The organism is Mesorhizobium sp. M0296 (assembly GCF_040321675.1).
Taxonomy (GTDB): domain Bacteria; phylum Pseudomonadota; class Alphaproteobacteria; order Rhizobiales; family Rhizobiaceae; genus Mesorhizobium.
Genome location: NZ_JAMYRZ010000001.1, coordinates 345,986 through 362,310, shown reverse-complemented (window position 1 = coordinate 362,310; position 16,325 = coordinate 345,986). Strand labels below are relative to the sequence as shown.

The 16,325-nt window shown below is 64.3% G+C and carries 15 protein-coding genes; 6 read left to right on the top strand and 9 right to left on the bottom strand.

Annotated elements, in window-relative coordinates:
- Positions 1 to 83 precede the first annotated feature (83 nt).
- From NKI97_RS01825 to NKI97_RS01815, 3 genes are all read left to right on the top strand, one after another.
- Entirely contained in the window at positions 84 to 929 is an 846-nt protein-coding gene (locus tag NKI97_RS01825) for a tetratricopeptide repeat protein (protein WP_352448270.1), read from the top strand.
- A 136-nt stretch (positions 930 to 1,065) separates the two neighbouring features.
- The gene (locus NKI97_RS01820) at positions 1,066 to 1,539 is read left to right on the top strand and encodes a DUF992 domain-containing protein (protein WP_352448271.1); all 474 of its coding nucleotides are present in this window, start codon (positions 1,066 to 1,068) and stop codon (positions 1,537 to 1,539) included.
- Positions 1,540 to 1,949: 410 nt separating this feature from the next.
- The gene (locus NKI97_RS01815) at positions 1,950 to 3,407 is read left to right on the top strand and encodes an MFS transporter (RefSeq protein ID WP_352832381.1); all 1,458 of its coding nucleotides are present in this window, start codon (positions 1,950 to 1,952) and stop codon (positions 3,405 to 3,407) included.
- On the opposite strand, the gene coaBC is transcribed toward NKI97_RS01815, so the two are convergent.
- From coaBC to ubiE, 3 genes are all read right to left on the bottom strand, one after another.
- Positions 3,404 to 4,861 (bottom strand): bifunctional phosphopantothenoylcysteine decarboxylase/phosphopantothenate--cysteine ligase CoaBC, encoded by a 1,458-nt coding sequence (coaBC, locus tag NKI97_RS01810; RefSeq protein WP_352832378.1) that lies wholly within the window; start codon positions 4,859 to 4,861, stop codon positions 3,404 to 3,406. The genes NKI97_RS01815 and coaBC overlap by 4 nt on opposite strands.
- A gap of 65 nt (positions 4,862 to 4,926) precedes the next feature.
- Complete coding sequence (ubiB, locus tag NKI97_RS01805; RefSeq protein ID WP_352448274.1) at positions 4,927 to 6,501, bottom strand: 2-polyprenylphenol 6-hydroxylase; 1,575 nt, start codon at positions 6,499 to 6,501, stop codon at positions 4,927 to 4,929.
- A 64-nt stretch (positions 6,502 to 6,565) separates the two neighbouring features.
- A complete protein-coding gene (gene ubiE, locus NKI97_RS01800; RefSeq protein ID WP_352448275.1) occupies positions 6,566 to 7,342 on the bottom strand; it encodes a bifunctional demethylmenaquinone methyltransferase/2-methoxy-6-polyprenyl-1,4-benzoquinol methylase UbiE in 777 nt (258 codons plus the stop codon).
- Positions 7,343 to 7,509: 167 nt separating this feature from the next.
- Here ubiE and NKI97_RS01795 point away from each other — a divergent pair, with 167 nt between their 5' ends.
- From NKI97_RS01795 to NKI97_RS01785, 3 genes are all read left to right on the top strand, one after another.
- Positions 7,510 to 8,484 (top strand): adenosine deaminase, encoded by a 975-nt coding sequence (locus NKI97_RS01795; RefSeq protein ID WP_352448276.1) that lies wholly within the window; start codon positions 7,510 to 7,512, stop codon positions 8,482 to 8,484.
- Positions 8,485 to 8,619: 135 nt separating this feature from the next.
- On the top strand, positions 8,620 to 9,249 hold the full coding sequence (gene upp, locus NKI97_RS01790) for a uracil phosphoribosyltransferase (RefSeq protein ID WP_023675320.1): 630 nt from the start codon (positions 8,620 to 8,622) through the stop codon (positions 9,247 to 9,249).
- 100 nt (positions 9,250 to 9,349) lie between these two features.
- Entirely contained in the window at positions 9,350 to 9,910 is a 561-nt protein-coding gene (locus tag NKI97_RS01785) for a TIGR02281 family clan AA aspartic protease (RefSeq protein ID WP_352448277.1), read from the top strand.
- A 109-nt stretch (positions 9,911 to 10,019) separates the two neighbouring features.
- Here the strand turns inward: NKI97_RS01785 and deoA are convergent, their stop codons facing one another.
- Genes deoA through NKI97_RS01755 form a run of 6 tightly spaced genes read right to left on the bottom strand, consistent with a single transcriptional unit; the run spans position 10,020 to position 16,194 of the window.
- Positions 10,020 to 11,339, bottom strand: a complete 1,320-nt coding sequence (gene deoA / locus NKI97_RS01780) for a thymidine phosphorylase (protein WP_352448278.1) — start codon at positions 11,337 to 11,339, stop codon at positions 10,020 to 10,022.
- Entirely contained in the window at positions 11,339 to 12,157 is an 819-nt protein-coding gene (locus NKI97_RS01775) for a purine-nucleoside phosphorylase (protein WP_352448279.1), read from the bottom strand. Before NKI97_RS01775 ends, deoA begins: the two co-directional genes overlap by 1 nt.
- Positions 12,154 to 12,546 carry a cytidine deaminase gene (gene cdd / locus NKI97_RS01770; RefSeq protein ID WP_023675315.1) on the bottom strand — a complete coding sequence of 131 codons (393 nt, stop codon included), beginning with the start codon at positions 12,544 to 12,546 and terminating at the stop codon, positions 12,154 to 12,156. Before cdd ends, NKI97_RS01775 begins: the two co-directional genes overlap by 4 nt.
- 6 nt (positions 12,547 to 12,552) lie before the next feature.
- Positions 12,553 to 13,524 carry an ABC transporter permease gene (locus tag NKI97_RS01765; protein ID WP_352448280.1) on the bottom strand — a complete coding sequence of 324 codons (972 nt, stop codon included), beginning with the start codon at positions 13,522 to 13,524 and terminating at the stop codon, positions 12,553 to 12,555.
- Between the two features lies 1 nt (position 13,525).
- Entirely contained in the window at positions 13,526 to 14,665 is a 1,140-nt protein-coding gene (locus NKI97_RS01760) for an ABC transporter permease (RefSeq protein WP_023675313.1), read from the bottom strand.
- Positions 14,662 to 16,194: an ABC transporter ATP-binding protein gene (locus NKI97_RS01755; RefSeq protein ID WP_352832372.1), complete on the bottom strand. Its 1,533-nt coding sequence runs from the start codon at positions 16,192 to 16,194 to the stop codon at positions 14,662 to 14,664. Before NKI97_RS01755 ends, NKI97_RS01760 begins: the two co-directional genes overlap by 4 nt.
- Between the last annotated feature and the right edge of the window lie 131 nt (positions 16,195 to 16,325).

Genomic DNA, 16,325 nt, shown 5'->3' with positions numbered 1-16,325 from the left:
GACCCGGTCCGAGAGGACCGGTTGGGAGAGATGCCGGTTCGGAGGGGGAACGGACCAGACGGCGCAGTAAGGACAGGGCAGACATGGACGCAATTACCGTAGAGCGCAGAACCGCGTGGCGTGGCCTCGCCCTGACGGCAGCCCTGCTTTCCGGGATGGCGCTTGCCAGCTGCCAGAGCGTTCCGACCGGCGAGTTCAACAACATCGACAAGGCGCAAGCCTCGAGCGAGAACATCTCCTCGCTGTCGGCGGTGATCCAGCGCAACCCCCAGGATCCGGAAGCCTACAATGTGCGCGGCTCGGCCTATGGCCGCGGCGGCCAATACCAGGCGGCGCTGAAGGACTTCAACACCGCCATCCAGCTCAATCCGAATTTTTACCAGGCCTATTCGAACCGGGCGCTCATCCAGCGCTTCCTCGGCGATCAGGCGAGCGCGCTCGCCGACTACAACCGCTCGATCCAGATCAATTCCAACTATGACGCCGCCTATATCGGCCGCGGCAATCTCTACCGCAGGGCGGGCCGGGTCCAGGAAGCCTTCAACGATTTCCAGAAGGCCATCCAGCTCGACACGACCGATGCGCGCGCCTATCACAATCGCGGCCTGATCTACCAGAGTCAGGGCCAGCACGCCTTTGCCATCGAGGATTTCTCGACCGCCATTTCGCTGGCGCCGGATGCCTCCGAGCCTTACAACGGGCGCGGCCTCTCCTACCTTGCCATGAACGACGAGGACAATGCCTTCGCCGACTTCAACATGGCCATCAAGCTCGACGGCAAGAATGCCGAGGCCTGGTCCAACCAGGCGTTGATCTACGAGCGGCGCGGCGACAAGGTCAGGGCCGCGAAATCCTACCGCGAAGCCGTGCACCTCAATCCGACCTACCAGCCGGCCAAGGACGGCCTGGCCCGCACCAGTGCCGGCTGAGCGGCCGGTTAATCGGGCCTCCGTTTCCGCACTCCGACAACCCTGCGTTTAGCTCCGCCTTGCTGGCGCCAAGTTTTCGGCGGAACGCTCGGCGTGCTCAGCCGTTTGTACAAGGCAATTTCGAAAGGACCCTGCCATGATCAAGAAACTCGCTTGTGCCGCTGCTCTCGCCACGACCGTCGTTGCCGCTCCCGCCAGCGCCAGCAAGCTCCAGCTCGGCGTGCTCGACTGCACCATCGACGGCGGCACGGCCTATCTCGTCACCTCCAACAAGGGTGTTTCCTGTGTCTTTCGTCCGCATCGTGGCGGCCCCTCCGAAGTCTATACCGGGGTGATTTCCAAGCTCGGCGTCGATGTTGGCCGGACGTATCAGGGCCAGCTGGTATGGGCGGTTCTGGCGGCGACCCGCAACCACGATGAAGGCGACCTTGCCGGCAGCTATTATGGCGTGAACGCCGAGGCCAGCGCGGTCACCGGTGGCGGCGCCAATCTCCTGGTCGGCGGCCTCGACAGCGCCTTTTCGCTGCAGCCGCTCAGTGTCCAGGCACAGACCGGCGTCAACCTGGCGGTCGCCGTCACGTCGCTGGACCTGATCCACTCCTTCAAATAACGGCGTAGCATGGCTCCCGAGCGGCGGGGAGCGTAGGTGTCGGCCTGCGAATAGCTGCCGAAGGCTCATAGATTCCGGCAGGCCCACTCCGCAGAGGATGGGCCGCCCTGATGTTCAAAGTTGCGGCGCTCGAAGATCACGGCATGGCAACTGTGTTCATGCCGTTACCGTGACCGAAGATTGCGGCGATCCAATATTGCTTGTCTTCGGTCTGACCAGAATCTCAACGCCTCGTGATCGTCCCCCATCGCACAATTTTGAAATCCGCCACGTCAACGGCGATCAAAACCGCTTGATCTCAACTATGGTTGAGGTTCTAGAAGTCCTCCCATACTGCGGCATGTACTCATTTGGACGTGAAGAGCGCTCCAATATTTTAGACCAGCGTCTAGGGAAGCTCGGGGGACTGAATGACCAAAACAAGCACAAACGGGGTCGATTGGCGCGCGCTGTGGGCGTGCGGCGATCTGGCGCGCTTCTGCTTCATCAGCCTCGGCATTCTGCTGCACGCCACCAACGAAACCATGGTAGCAACGGTCATGCCGGCCATGGTCGGCGAACTTGCCGGCGTGCAACTGGTCGGCTGGTCGCTGGCGATCTACGAGCTCGGCGCCATCGTTGCCGGTGCGGCCGCCGGACGGCTGGTGAGCTATGTCGCGCTGCGTACCAACATGATGGTCGCCGCAATGCTCTATGCCGCCGGCGCGCTGGTCTGCGCCACCGCGCCTTCGATGCCGCTGTTCCTCTGCGGCCGCCTGATCGAAGGGCTCGGTGGCGGCGCGCTGGTGTCGCTCGCCTTCGTCTCGGTCGAGCGGCTGTTTGCCCGCGCGATCTGGCCGCAGCTTTTCGGCGTCATGTCGGCGATCTGGGGTGTCGCCGCCTTCAGCGGGCCGGTGCTCGGCGCGGTCATGACCGAATTGCTGTCCTGGCGCTGGGCCTTCGGCGTCTTTACCCTCGGAGGCACGGCCATGGCGCTGGCAAGCTTCCTTGTGCTCGATACGCCTGAAGCAACGAGGCCGCAGGCGACGGGCGGCTCGGCGCCGCCCTTCCCCTTTGCGGCACTTGGCTGCCTCGCCGTCAGCGTCGTGCTGATCGCCACCGCTGGCGTCGACATCGCCCTGCTGCGCTCGTCGCTGCTGCTCACCCTCGGCCTGATCAGCCTGGCGCTGTTCATCCATATCGATGCACTGAAGCCGCGCTCGCGGTTGTTCCCGTCGCGGCTGTTCTCATGGCGCTCGCCGGTCGGCGCGGGCATGACCATGGTCGCGGCGTTTTCGGTGGCGACCTGCTCGTTCGCGGTCTACGGACCACTGCTTCTGACCAGCCTGCACGGCATTCCGATCCTGACCACCGGCTACATCATCGCCGCCGAATCGATCGCCTGGTCGATCCTGTCGATCCTCGTCGCCAATGCGCCGCCGGAGCGCGAGCGGCTGATCATCATCGGCGGGGCGCTGATGATCGCCACGGGCGTCGCCGGTTTCGCCTATACGGTGCCGGCCGGCTCTATCCCGTTGATCCTGCTTTGTGCCTTGCTGCAAGGCGGCGGTTTCGGCATCGCCTGGCCGTTCGTCACGCGTGTCATCGTGGCATCGGCCAAGGAAGGCGAGCAGACGATCGCCTCGGCCGCTGTGCCGACCATGCAGCGCATCGGTTATGCCGTGGGTGCGGCACTGACCGGCATCGTCGCCAACGCCAGAGGCTTTTCCGAAGGCCTGAACCGTGAGGCCGCGGCAACTGTCGCCGCCTGGCTGTTCCTGGCGTTTATCCCGCTCGGAATCCTGGGATGCCTTGCCGCCTTGCGGATTTCGGGGGCGACCGACACGAAGCCGGCGAAGCTGTCAATCTCCGTGGGGGAGATTGACTAGACAACGACCGTCTTCATCCGGTCGGCGATCAGCGCCGCGAGCCGCGTCGCCACCTCGTCCTTGCTCATCTCCGGCCATTCCTCGACGCCGGCCTTCGAGACGATCCGCACCTTGTTGCGGTCGCCGCCCATCACGCCCGGGGAACCATCTTCATGGGAGACATCGTTGGCAACGATAAGATCGGCACCCTTTTTTGCAAGCTTGGCCTGGGCATTCCTGACCAGGTCCTGCGTCTCCGCGGCGAAACCGACCACCAGCATCGGCCGCTTTTTGTGATGCCCGACACCGGCGAGAATATCGGGATTTTCCACCATCTGCAGCGCCGGTGGCCCCTCGCCCGCCACCTTCTTGATCTTTTCCCCGGCCGAACTTTGAGTGCGCCAGTCGGCGACAGCCGCGACGAACACTGCCGCGTCGGCCGGCAGCAGCTGCTCGACGGCGTCCTTCATCTCGACGGCCGTTTCGACGTGCAGCGTGGCGACGCCGGCCGGATCGGCAATGCCGACCGGGCCGGAGACGAGACGCACGTCGGCGCCGAGCCTGGCCAGCGCCGCCGCGATGGCGTGGCCCTGTTTGCCCGACGACCGGTTGGCGATGTAGCGGACCGGGTCGATCGGTTCATGCGTCGGCCCGGAGGTGACGATGATCTTCCTGCCCGCCAGCGGCTTTGGCCGGCTGTCGAGCAGCGCCTCGATCGCGGCGACGATCTCCAGCGGCTCGGCCATGCGGCCCTCGCCCACCTCGTTGCTCTCGGCCATCTCGCCCTTCGCCGGGCCGACGAATGCGACGCCGTCCTTGCTCAGCGTCGCACGGTTGCGGCGGACCGCCGGATGCGCCCACATTTTCGGGTTCATCGCCGGCGCCACCAAGACGCGCTTGTCGGTGGCGATGAGCACGGTCGAGGCAAGGTCGTTGGCATGGCCATTGGCGAGCTTTGCCATCAGGTCGGCGGTGGCCGGCGCCACGACCAAAAGGTCGGCCTCGCGCGACAGCCTGATATGGCCGATGTCGTGCTCGTCCTGCCGGTCGAACAATTCGGTGAAAACATGGTCGGCCGACAGCGCCCCGGCCGACAGCGTAGTGACGAACTCCTGCGCCGCCGCGGTCATCACCACCCGCACTGCCGCACCGCGCTCGCGCAGCCGGCGGATCAGGTCGAGCGCCTTGTAGGCGGCGATGCCGCCGCCGATGATCAGCAGGATGCGCTTGCCGGAGAGGATGCCTCGCGGGCTGGAGACGGCGACCACCGGCGCTGCTGGACTCTGCGAACTCGTCAGTTCGCGCAGTGTTTTCTCGATCTGGTCGATGCGACCGGCCGAACCGAACTGACCTTCGACCGCTGCGCGGATCATCACCCGCGCCTGGTCTTCCATCGACCGGCCATTCTCCGCCGCCAGTCGGCGCAGCAGGTCCTTGACCTCGTCATCAAGGTTGCGGATCGTGATGCTGGCCATCTGATTGCACCTTGCCGGGAATTGCTGAGTGCAATGATAGCAATGCAATCACTTTGCAACAAGCGCTAGAAAATACGCCAGGCGATATACACCAGCGTCAATGCAATCACCCACAGCGCCAGCCGGCCGGAGCGGGTGTAGCGCGCCTCGGCCTTGCTGATCGCGCGTGCGGTCCTTTCGTCGAAGCGCAGGCCGTGTTCGGCCATCAGGTCGATCTCACGCGACAGCCGCTCGGTACGGGCGGCGAGGTCCGGTGCCTGGCGGGCCAGCGCCAGCAGCGCGTTGGCACCGTCGCGCGCATCGGCCAGCAGGGCGCGCGGGCCGAGGTTGCGGGCAATCCAGCCGCTCACCACCGGCTCCGACGTCTTCCACATGTTGAAGGCCGGGTCGAGCGTGCGGGCGACGCCTTCGACGACGACCATGGTCTTCTGCAGCAGCACCAGCTCGGACCGCGTCGCCATGTCGAAGAGGTCGGTCACTTCGAACAGCAGCGTCAGCAGCTTGGCCATCGAGATGGTCTCGGCAGGCTGGCCGTGGATCGGTTCGCCGATCGCCCGGATCGCCTGGGCGAAGGCCGCGACATTGTGCTGGCGCGGCACGTAGCCGGCCTCGAAATGCACCTCGGCGACGCGCTGGTAATCGCGCGTGATGAACCCGTAGAGGATTTCGGCGAGGAAGCGGCGCTCCTTTTTGCCGAGCCGGCCGGCAATGCCGAGATCGACGGCGACGATGGTGCCATCGGCTTCTATAAACAGGTTGCCCGGGTGCATGTCGGCGTGGAAGAAACCGTCACGCAGCGTATGGCGCAGAAACGACTGAACGAGGTTGGCGGCAATCGCCTTCAGGTCGTGGCCGGCGGCGGTCAGGCCGGCAATATCGTTCATCTTGATGCCGTCGACCCATTCCATGGTCAGCACGTCACGACCGGTGCGCTCCCAGTCGACCGACGGCACACGGAAGCCGGGATCGTCCTTGGTATTCTCGCCGAGCTCCGAAAAAGCCGCTGCCTCCAGCCTCAAATCCATTTCGATCTTGGTAGTCTGGGCCAGCGTCTCCGTCACCTCGACCGGCCGCAGCCGGCGCGACGACGGGATGTACTTTTCCTGCAGCCGGGCGGCGAGGAAATAGCTTTCGAGATCGCGAAAGAAGCGGCGGCGCACGCCCGGCCGGATGACCTTCACCGCCACTCGCCTAACGACGCCGTCCTGCAGCGTTTCGGCGGTATGGACCTGGGCGATCGAGGCGGCGGCGACGGCCTCGCCAAAACTGACATAGAGCTCGTCGACCCTGCGTCCGAGCGAGGCCTCTATCGCGGCGACAGCCTCGGCCTTGGGAAACGTCTGCATCTTGTCCTGCAGCATGGCAAGATCAAGCGCGATATCGTTGCCGACGACATCCGGCCGTGTCGCCAGGAACTGGCCGAGCTTGACGTAGGACGGGCCGAGCCGCACGACCGCCTTGGCCAGCCTGTCGCCGCGCTCATAGGCAAGCGCCCGACGGCGGGTGAACAGCCGGGCCATACGCCAGCCGAATTTCGGCAAGCCGAAGAGCTCGTCACCGGGCAAAGCCGCGATGACACCCTCGCGCACAAGCACCCAGCCGGCCCGCACGAGCCTGAAACCAGCGCCGATGCTGCTCATGGCTGGCTTTGCCCTGCCGGTTTCCTGAACTGGCGCAAGGCACGTCGGAAAATGCGGGCCAGCCTCAAAGCTTCCAGCCCGAATGAAGCGCGGCGATGCCGCCGGAATAATCGCGGAATGAGGCGCGCTCGAAGCCTGCGCGCGAAATCATCGCCGCGAAATTCTGCTGATTGGGAAACTTGCGGATCGATTCGACCAGATAGGAATAGGGCTCGTCATCGCCGGTCACCACCTTGCCGATCCGCGGAATGGCGTTGAACGACCATGCTTCATAGACCTTGTCGAGCAGCGGCATCTCGACCTCGGAGAATTCAAGGCAGAGAAAGCGCCCGCCAGGCTTCAGCACGCGATAGGCTTCGGCAAGCGCCACATCGATGCGCGGCACGTTGCGGATGCCGAAAGCGATGGTGTAGGCGTCGAAAGTAGCGTCGGCAAAAGGCAGTTCCTCGGCATTGGCTTCGACGAAATCGGTATTTGCCGACAGGCCTTTTTTCTCGGCCCGGTCGCGGCCGACGGCGAGCATCGAGCCGTTGATATCGAGAACCGTTGCATGAGCGTGCCTGCCGCTCGCCTCGACGATGCGGAAGGCGACATCGCCGGTGCCGCCGGCAACGTCGAGAACGCTCCAGCCCGGCCGCTTCGGTGGATTGAGCCAGGCGACCATGGCGTCCTTCCACAATCGATGCAAGCCGGCCGACATCAGGTCGTTCATCAGGTCGTAGCGGTTCGCCACCTTGTGGAAAACATCATTGACCAGGGACTGCTTGTCGCCTGGCCCTACCCGCTTGAAACCATAGGAGGTTTCCATGCCGCCCGCAGCAGTGGTTCTTTCAACCGACATCGTTTTGATCCGCCATAAAATCGGCGGGACCATAGCCGATCGATGGTGCGGGCGCTATTGTTTAAGGCGCGGTGTTCGGCCGCGCTTCGAAGCGGGTTCCGGAAAAGTGTCACACGGTTTTCCGACAGGAACTTGTGTCATAAGAAAAAGCCTGACGGGATAATTGAATGCCTTTGAAAGCAGAACTGCACTGCCACATCGAAGGGGCAGCGGCGCCTGAACTCGTCCTCCGCCAGGCTGAGAAATACGGCAAGGAAGCCTCGCGCTACATCCAGGACGGCTCCTTCGTCTGGCGCGACTTCACCTCTTTCCTCGCCGCCTACGACTTCTCGTCGGATCTGTTCCGCACCGAAGAAGACTATGCGCGGCTGGCCGACCATTACCTGACCAGCCTCGCCCGCGACGGCGCCATCTATTCCGAGGTTTTCACCTCGCCCGACCATGCCAGCAAGGCCGGGCTGTCGCCGAAGGCCTATACCGACGCGCTCGGCGAAGGCATGGCCCGCGCCAAGGCGAAGACCGGCATCGAAGGCCGCATGATCGTCACCGGCGTGCGCAATTTCGGTGTCGAATCGATCGAGCGGGCGGCGCGTTTCGCCGCGCGCTGCGGGCATCCGCTGGTCACCGGTTTCGGCGTCGCCGGCGACGAGCGGATAGGCGACCTGGAAGATTATGTCAGGGCCTTCGAGATCGCCCGCGAGGCCGGCCTCGGCATCACCGTCCATGCCGGCGAATTGATGGGCTGGGAGAGCGTCGAGGCGGCACTCGACCACATCCGCCCGTCTCGCATCGGCCATGGCGTGCGCGCCATCGAGAACCCCGAGCTTATGCGGCGCATCGCCGACGAAGGCGTCGTGCTCGAATGCTGCCCTGGCTCCAACATCGCCCTGAAAATCTTCGACAGCTTCGCCGACCATCCCTTCCCCGCCTTGCGGGCAGCGGGCTGCAAGGTGACGCTCAACTCCGATGACCCGCCCTATTTCTGGACCTCGCTGAAACGCGAATACGACATCGCTGCCGAGCATTTTGCGATGGACGACAAGGCGCTCACCGCCGTCACCAGGACGGCCATCGAGGCAGCCTTCGTCGACAGGAAGACCAGGGCGGTGCTGCTGGGCAGGCTCGGCGCCAAGGGCAGGTGAATGGTGAATGGTGAAACCGGCGCTTCGGTTCGTCAACCGCGAGTTTTTCCGCGCAACCAAGGACTCGCAAACCAGTTCACTATTCACTATTCACCATTCACCATCCACTATTCACCTGCGCAGTTGGAGAACACCATGAAGGGCGTTACCGTCGTCGACCATCCGCTTGTCCAACACAAGCTGACCATCATGCGCAAGAAAGAGACTTCGACGGCCGGCTTCCGGCGGCTGCTGCGCGAGATCTCGCTGCTGCTCGGCTACGAGGTCACCCGCAACCTGGAACTGACGACGACGACCATCGAGACGCCGATCGAAACGATGGAGGCGCCGACGCTGGAGGGCAAAAAACTGGTCTTCGCCTCGGTGCTGCGCGCCGGCAACGGCTTGCTCGAAGGCCTGCTCGATCTCGTGCCGGCGGCGCGTGTCGCCCATATCGGCCTCTATCGCGACCATGAGACGCTGGAAGCGGTCGAGTATTTCTTCAAGGCGCCGGGCGACCTCGCCGACCGGCTGGTGATCGTCGTCGATCCGATGCTGGCGACCGCCAATTCGGCGATCGCGGCGATCGACAAGCTGAAAGGCCGCGGTGCCACCAACATCCGCTTCCTCTGCCTGTTGGCGGCACCAGAGGGCCTCGAGCGGTTTACCCAGGCACATCCCGATGTTCCGGTCTTCACCGCTTCCATCGACCGCCAGCTCAACGAAAAGGGCTACATCATGCCGGGTCTCGGCGATGCCGGCGACCGCATGTACGGCACCAAATAGATCCGTTTACCGATTGTTTACGCAAACGGCTGGTTTCCGCACTCGTTAAAGCGGCAATCACCATGTCGGACTAAGGATCGGCAACCACAAAGGCCGGTCCATGCTGCGCAAGCTCCTCATCCTTGGCGTGTTTGCCGGAACGTCGGCATCGCTGCCGATCGTGTATCAGTCCAATTCACAGGTAATCGAGCGGCTGTTGAAATCCGCCATCGGAGCCAGGCCGGCGGACACACAAACCGACCTGAATCTCGCCGCCGTCCGGGACAGGCCCACAACGCCGCAGCCGCTCGGCCGCAAGGTCGTCGTCGCCGCGGACTCGCGCGGGCATTTCATGTCGGTCTTCAAGTTGAACGGCCGGCAGATCGACGGCATGATCGATACCGGTGCCACGCTCGTCGCCATCAACACCTCGACTGCGCGCAGGATCGGCATCTCGCTCAATTCGACGGACTTCAGCCATCAGGTCAACACCGCCAACGGGGCGATCAAGGCAGCATTGGTCATGATCGACCGCCTGCAGATCGGCAGGATCACCGTCGAGGGCGTCGAGGCCGTCGTGCTCGACGACAGGGCGCTGCACACCAACCTGATCGGCATGAGCTTTCTGCAGCGGCTCGAAAAATATCAGGTCGAAGACGGCAAGCTGCTGCTGGTTCAGTAGAACGTGATCCCGAACCGCAGGTCCGCGCCAGCGAAAAGTGGGGACCGGTTTTCGGACAAGATCGTGGTCCAAAGAAAGATAGAGCCCATCCGATACCATCGGAATGGCTCTACCCGCGCGGCAGGATCCGCCGGATGACGGTTTTCTCCGTGGCCGGTTTGGAAGTGCCGATGGTATAGGCCGAAAGCACGGCGGCCGCGGCCGCTTCGGCATCCTCGCTATTGCGGGCATGGACCAGCGCCAGCGCTTCGCCGGCCCGCACTTCAGCGCCGACCGGCAACAGCCTGGTGATGCCGACGACGTGATCGATCCTGTCGTCGGGCCGCGTCCGCCCGCCGCCAAGCCCGACCACGGCAAGCCCGATCTCGCGGGTCGCGATGCCGGTGACAAAGCCGTTCGCGCTCGCCTTGACCGCGAATTCCGTTGCCGCTTTCGGCAGATATTTTTCCGGATTGTCGACAAAGTCGACGGGACCACCCAGTGCCGCCACCATGCGCGCGAAGATGGAAGCGGCGCGGCCGCCGGCCAGCGTTTCGGCGGCGCGGCGCAGGCCGTCCTGGTTGGACGATACCAGGCCTGCCGATTGTAGCATCTCGGCGGCCAGCGCCAGCGTCACGTCCTCCAGCCGCCGGTCGCGAAAGCGGCCGGTGAGAAAATCGACGGCGTTGCGCACCTCGACCGCATTGCCGGCGGCGGACGCCAGCGGCTCGTTCATGCCGGTGACCAGCGCCGAGGCCTTAAGGCCGGCGCCATTGGCGACGTCGACCAGGCTGTTGGCCAGTGCGGTTGCGTCGCGCGATTTCTCCATGAAGGCGCCGTTGCCGACCTTGACATCGAGCACCAGCGAACCAAGGCCGGCCGCCAGCTTCTTCGACAGGATCGAGGCGGTGATCAGCGGCACCGATTCCACCGTTCCTGTCACATCGCGGATCGCGTAGAGCCTGGCGTCGGCGGGTGCGAGATCGGCGGTCTGGCCGATGATGGCGCAGCCGGTTTCGAGCACGGTCTTGCGGAACCGCGCAACATCCGGCTGGCTGATATAGCCGGGGATGGCATCCATCTTGTCCAGCGTGCCGCCGGTATGGCCGAGACCCCTGCCGGAAATCATCGGCACATAGGCGCCACAGGCAGCGACGATCGGCGCCAGCATCAAGGAGACATTGTCGCCGACGCCGCCCGTCGAATGCTTGTCGGTGACCGGGCCGGGCAGATCCGACCAGTCGAGCACATCGCCGGAATCGCGCATCGCCATAGTCAGCGCCACCGCCTCGTCGCGGCTCATGCCGTTGAAGAACACCGCCATGGCAAAGGCGCCGACCTGCGCGTCGGTGACTGTGCCGGCGGTCAGACCTCCGATAAAGAACGCTGTCTCCTCAGCCGAGAGCTTCTGGCCGTCGCGCTTGCGGCGGATGATTTCCTGGGGAAGCATCAGGCGTCGACCCTGTGCTCCGGAAGCCCGTCCTGAAAAACACGCTGCAGGATGGTCGCCAGCCGCGCACCGCCGACCGGCGCCATGTCCTTGGTCTCCTGGTGCGACAGCTCGGCTCCGGTCATGCCGGCGGCAAGGTTGGTCACGACCGAACACGCGGCGACGCGCAGCCCAAGGAAGCGGGCGAGAATGACCTCCGGCACCGTCGACATGCCGACCGCGTTGGCGCCCATGACGCGCGCCATGCGTATCTCGGCGGGCGTCTCGAAGCATGGGCCGGAGAACCACATATAGACGCCCTTGTGCAGCGTGGTACCGGTGGCCTTCGCCGCCTGCTCGATGGCGGAGCGGAGACCGGCGTCGTAGGCTTCGGTCAGGCCGACGAAACGGCGGTCGCTCGGTTCGCCGATCAGCGGGTTGGAGCCCGAGAAATTGATGTGATCGGTGATCAGCATCACCGAGCCCGGGCCCATCCCGGGATCGACCGAACCGGCGGCGTTGGTGAGGATCAGCCTGGAGATGCCGAGGCCGGCGAGCACCTCGAGTGCCGGCCGCATCGCCGCCGCGTTGCCGTGCTCGTAATAATGCGCCCGGCCGGACAGCATCAGCACCGGCGTGCCGGCAAAGAGCCCCGCCACCACCTCGCCCGCATGGCCGCTGACTCCGCTTCGGGGAAACCCCGGCAAGTCGGCGTAGGAGATGCGCACCGCATCCTCGACCTGGTCGACAAGCCCGCCAAGCCCTGACCCCAGCACCAAGGCGGTAGTCGGCGCCAGCCCGTCCAGCCTTTCGACGAGGTGATCGAGCGCTTCCTTCATTTCAGCACATCGCCTTCAAACCCGTATGGCAGCAACTCGCCCATGGTCACGGTCTCGACCACGCCGCTATCATCGCACAGATAGAACTTCGTCTCCGGCCGGCAGAATTCCGCCAGCCGCTGCCGGCAGCCGCCGCAGGGCGAGCATTTTGCCACGCGTTCGGCGATCACGGCGATTTCCGTGATCTTGCCGCCGCCGCCCATGACGTAGTGGCCGAGCGCGGTGGTTTCGGCGCACCAGCCCTCCGGATAGGACGCGATCTCGACATTGGCGCCGGTGAAGACACGGCCGTCCTCGGTGCGCAACGCCGCGCCGACCGGAAATTTCGAATAGGGCGCATAGGCCTTGGCCATGGCGGCTTTCGCCGCTTCGAACAGATCATGAGCCATGATAGATCAGCGTTCCTTGACATAAGGCACGCCGCCGGCGCGCGGCGGGATTGCCTTGCCGATGAAGCCGGCAAGCAGGATGACGGTCAGCACATAGGGCAGCGCCTGCATGAATTGCACCGGCACCTTGCCGATCAGCGGCAGCGGCGTGCCTTGCAGGCGGATCGACGCGGCGTCGAGGAAGCCGAACAGCAGGCAGGCGAACATGGCGTTGACCGGTTTCCATTTGGCGAAGATCAGCGCGGCCAGCGCGATGTAGCCCTTGCCAGCGGTCATGTCCTTCACGAAGCCGCCATTCTGCACCATCGACAGATAGGCGCCGGCAATGCCGGTGAGCACGCCGGTGCAAATCAGCGCCCGGTAGCGCAGCCAGGCGACCGAGATGCCGGCGGTGTCGACCGCGGCCGGGTTCTCGCCGACGGCGCGCAGGCGGAGCCCGAAGCGGGTGCGAAACAGCACCCACCAGGTGAACGGCACGGCCAGGAAGGCGAGATAGACCAGCACGGAGTGGCCGGAGATGAGTTCCGAATAGATCGGCCCGAGGATCGGCACGCTCCTGAACGCCTCCGCGCCTGGCCAGGTGATTGCCTCGAACCGCTCGCCGGCGGCCAGCGCCGGCGTGCGCCCGCCTTGCTGGAACCAGGCCTGGCCGAGCATGATCGTCGATCCGGCGGCAATGAAATTGATCGCGACACCAGAGACGATCTGGTTGCCGCGATGGGTGATCGAGGCAAAGCCGTGGATCAGCGCGAAGGCGACCGAAATGAGGATGGCCATGCCGAGGCCGAGATAGGCCGAGTGGAAGACCGAGGCGGCGGCCGCACCGGCGAAGGCGCCGGCAAGCATCTTGCCCTCGAGCCCGATGTCGAAGACGCCGGCCCGCTCCGAGTAGAGGCCGGCGAGACAGGCGAGCAGCAAGGGCACCGACAGGCGGATGGTCGAGTCCAGGACCTGTACGATGGCGTTGAAGAAATCCATCTCAGGCGCCCTTCCCCTTGACCGCTTCCATGCCGACCGATTTCGGGCTGAGCGAGGCGAACAACGCCTGGACGTAGGGCCGGAACATATGCTCGAGCGCGCCGGCGAACAGGATGACGAGGCCCTGGATGATAACGATCATGTCGCGGCTGATCGCCGGCATCTCGAACGCGAGTTCGGCGCCGCCCTGGTAGAGCATGCCGAACAATATTGCCGCCATGACGATGCCGACCGGATGCAGGCGGCCCATCAGCGCCACCGCGATGCCGACGAAACCGGCGCCCGAAACGAATTCGAGCGCGACATTGTGCTGGTCGCCCATCGTCGGGTTGAGCGCCATCATGCCGGCTAGCGCGCCCGAGATCATCATCGCGATGATGATGATGCGGATCTCCGAAATGCCGGCATAGCGCGCCGCTTTCGGGCTGTGGCCATAGGTGCGCATCTCGTAGCCGAGCTTGGTGCGCCAGATCAGCACCCACACCAGGAAGGCCATGGCTAGCGCCAGCAGGGAACTGACGTTGAATGGCGCCGAACGGATTTTGGCGCCGAACAATTCGATGACCCAGTTGAGCTTCGGCAGTTGCGCGCCTTCGAGGAAGGTGCGCGTCTGCGGTGCCATCGAGGCGGGGGGCTTCAAGTACCCGACCAGCGCACGGACCATGACGCTGGCGGCGATGAAATTGAACATGATGGTGGTGATGACGATGTGCGAGCCGCGCTTGGCCTGCAGATAGGCCGGGATCAGCGCCCACAGCGCGCCCATCGCCGCGGCGGCGATAATGGCGATCGGGAAGGTCAGCCACCAAGGCAGCACGCTGTCGAAGGCCAGGCAAACAATGCCAATGCCGAGACCGGCGATATAGCCCTGGCCCTCGCCACCGATGTTGAACAGGCCGCAATGCGCCGCAACCGCTACCGAAAGCCCGCTGAAGATGAAGGTGGTGGCATAGAAAAGCGTGAACGCGATGCCTTGGCCGCGGCCGAAGGCACCCTCGACCAGGACGACGGCTGCGCGCAGTGGGTTCTCGCCAACCAATATGACGACGAAGCCGGCAACGACGAAGGCGACGAACAGGTTGATCAGCGGGATCAGCACGTAGTCGGCCCAGGCCGGCAGCTTGGCATAGGGAGTGCTCATTCCGCCGCCTCGCGCTGCTCGACGCCGGCCATCAGCAGGCCGAGCTCGCCCTCGGTCGCGTCGGGGCCGCGTTCGCCGACGATGCGGCCGGCAAACATCACCAGAATGCGGTCGGACAGCGAGCGGATCTCGTCGAGCTCGACCGAAACCACCAGCACCGCCTTGCCCTGGTCGCGCATGGCGATGAGGCGCTTGTGGATGAATTCGATGGCGCCGACATCGACGCCGCGTGTCGGCTGGCCGACGATCAACACGCCGGGATCTTGTTCCATTTCCCGCGCAAGCACGATCTTCTGCTGGTTGCCGCCGGAGAAATTGGCGGTCTTGAGGCGGCAGTCCGCCGGTCGGATGTCATATTTGACGATCTTGTCCCTGGCATCGTTACGGATGGCATCGATGTCAAGGAACGGCCCCTTCAGATAGCGCTCGTCGTCCTGGTAGCCGAGGATCGAATTCTCGTTCTCCTCGAAGGCCAGCACCAGGCCGACATGATGGCGGTCCTCCGGCACATGGGCGAGGCCGCGCTCGCGCAGTTCACCGGGATCGGCGGCGCCGGTGAGGTCGATCGGCTTTCCGTCGAGCATAACGGAGCCCGAAACGGCATGCCTGATGCCGGAAATCGCCTCGAGCAGTTCGGACTGCCCGTTGCCGGCGACGCCGGCAATGCCGACGATCTCGCCGGCATGGACGTCGAAGGAGACGTCGTCGACCATTGTGACGCCCCGGGAATCCTTGACCGTCAGGTTCTTGACCGCGAGCTTGACGCCGCCGGCCTTCGCCTCGCCCTTTTCGACGCGCAGCAGCACGCGCCGGCCGACCATCAGCTCGGCAAGCTCCTCGACCGTGGTCTTCCTGGTTTCGCGTGTCGCCACCATCGTGCCCTGGCGCATCACCGAGACTGTGTCGGTGATCGCCATGATCTCGCGCAGCTTGTGGGTGATCAGCACGATCGTCTTGCCCTGCTCCTTCAACTGCTTGAGGATGCGGAACAGGTGGTCGGCCTCGGCCGGCGTCAGCACGCCTGTCGGCTCGTCGAGGATCAGGATCTCGGCGCCGCGATAGAGCGCCTTGAGGATTTCGACGCGTTGCTGCAGGCCGACCGGCAACTCCTCGATGATGGCGTCGGGATCGACTTCGAGCCCGTATTCGCGCTCGAGCCGCTCCAGCTCGGAACGCGCCTTGGCGATGCTCTTCTTCAGCAGCGCATCGCTTTCGGCGCCGAGAATGACGTTTTCCAGCACCGAGAAATTGTCGACCAGCATGAAATGCTGATGCACCATGCCGATGCCGAGCGCGATCGCATCGTTCGGCGTCTTGATCGATGCCGGCTGGCCGCCGACACGGATCTCGCCGGAATCGGCCTGGTAGAAACCATAGAGGATCGACATCAGCGTCGACTTGCCGGCGCCGTTTTCGCCGACGATGCCATGGATAGTGCCGCGCATAATCTCCAGATTGATGTCGCGGTTGGCGCGCACGGCGCCAAAGCTCTTGTCGATGCCGATCAGCTCGATTGCGGCTTGCGCCATGCAGCCTGTTCCCACTGTTATTTTTTTACCGCTTGGTCAAACGCCTAGCATGACGCCCAGTCTGTGCCAATTGGGTCCGTACCAATTGGCCGGAGCAGGGTTCACTCTCGACAAATCCCGCCATGCTTGTC

Bases quoted from the DNA above. Each gene is read 5' to 3' on its own strand.
- upp (WP_023675320.1), top strand. From the start codon at position 8,620: ATGAAGGGCGTTACCGTCGTCGACCATCCGCTTGTCCAACACAAGCTG.
- NKI97_RS01820 (WP_352448271.1), top strand. From the start codon at position 1,066: ATGATCAAGAAACTCGCTTGTGCCGCTGCTCTCGCCACGACCGTCGTT.
- NKI97_RS01795 (WP_352448276.1), top strand. From the start codon at position 7,510: ATGCCTTTGAAAGCAGAACTGCACTGCCACATCGAAGGGGCAGCGGCG.
- NKI97_RS01815 (WP_352832381.1), top strand. From the start codon at position 1,950: ATGACCAAAACAAGCACAAACGGGGTCGATTGGCGCGCGCTGTGGGCG.
- ubiE (WP_352448275.1), bottom strand. From the start codon at position 7,342: ATGTCGGTTGAAAGAACCACTGCTGCGGGCGGCATGGAAACCTCCTAT.
- deoA (WP_352448278.1), bottom strand. From the start codon at position 11,339: ATGCTTCCCCAGGAAATCATCCGCCGCAAGCGCGACGGCCAGAAGCTC.
- NKI97_RS01775 (WP_352448279.1), bottom strand. From the start codon at position 12,157: ATGAAGGAAGCGCTCGATCACCTCGTCGAAAGGCTGGACGGGCTGGCG.
- NKI97_RS01755 (WP_352832372.1), bottom strand. From the start codon at position 16,194: ATGGCGCAAGCCGCAATCGAGCTGATCGGCATCGACAAGAGCTTTGGC.
- NKI97_RS01760 (WP_023675313.1), bottom strand. From the start codon at position 14,665: ATGAGCACTCCCTATGCCAAGCTGCCGGCCTGGGCCGACTACGTGCTG.
- cdd (WP_023675315.1), bottom strand. From the start codon at position 12,546: ATGGCTCATGATCTGTTCGAAGCGGCGAAAGCCGCCATGGCCAAGGCC.
- NKI97_RS01825 (WP_352448270.1), top strand. From the start codon at position 84: ATGGACGCAATTACCGTAGAGCGCAGAACCGCGTGGCGTGGCCTCGCC.
- ubiB (WP_352448274.1), bottom strand. From the start codon at position 6,501: ATGAGCAGCATCGGCGCTGGTTTCAGGCTCGTGCGGGCCGGCTGGGTG.
- NKI97_RS01765 (WP_352448280.1), bottom strand. From the start codon at position 13,524: ATGGATTTCTTCAACGCCATCGTACAGGTCCTGGACTCGACCATCCGC.
- NKI97_RS01785 (WP_352448277.1), top strand. From the start codon at position 9,350: ATGCTGCGCAAGCTCCTCATCCTTGGCGTGTTTGCCGGAACGTCGGCA.
- coaBC (WP_352832378.1), bottom strand. From the start codon at position 4,861: ATGGCCAGCATCACGATCCGCAACCTTGATGACGAGGTCAAGGACCTG.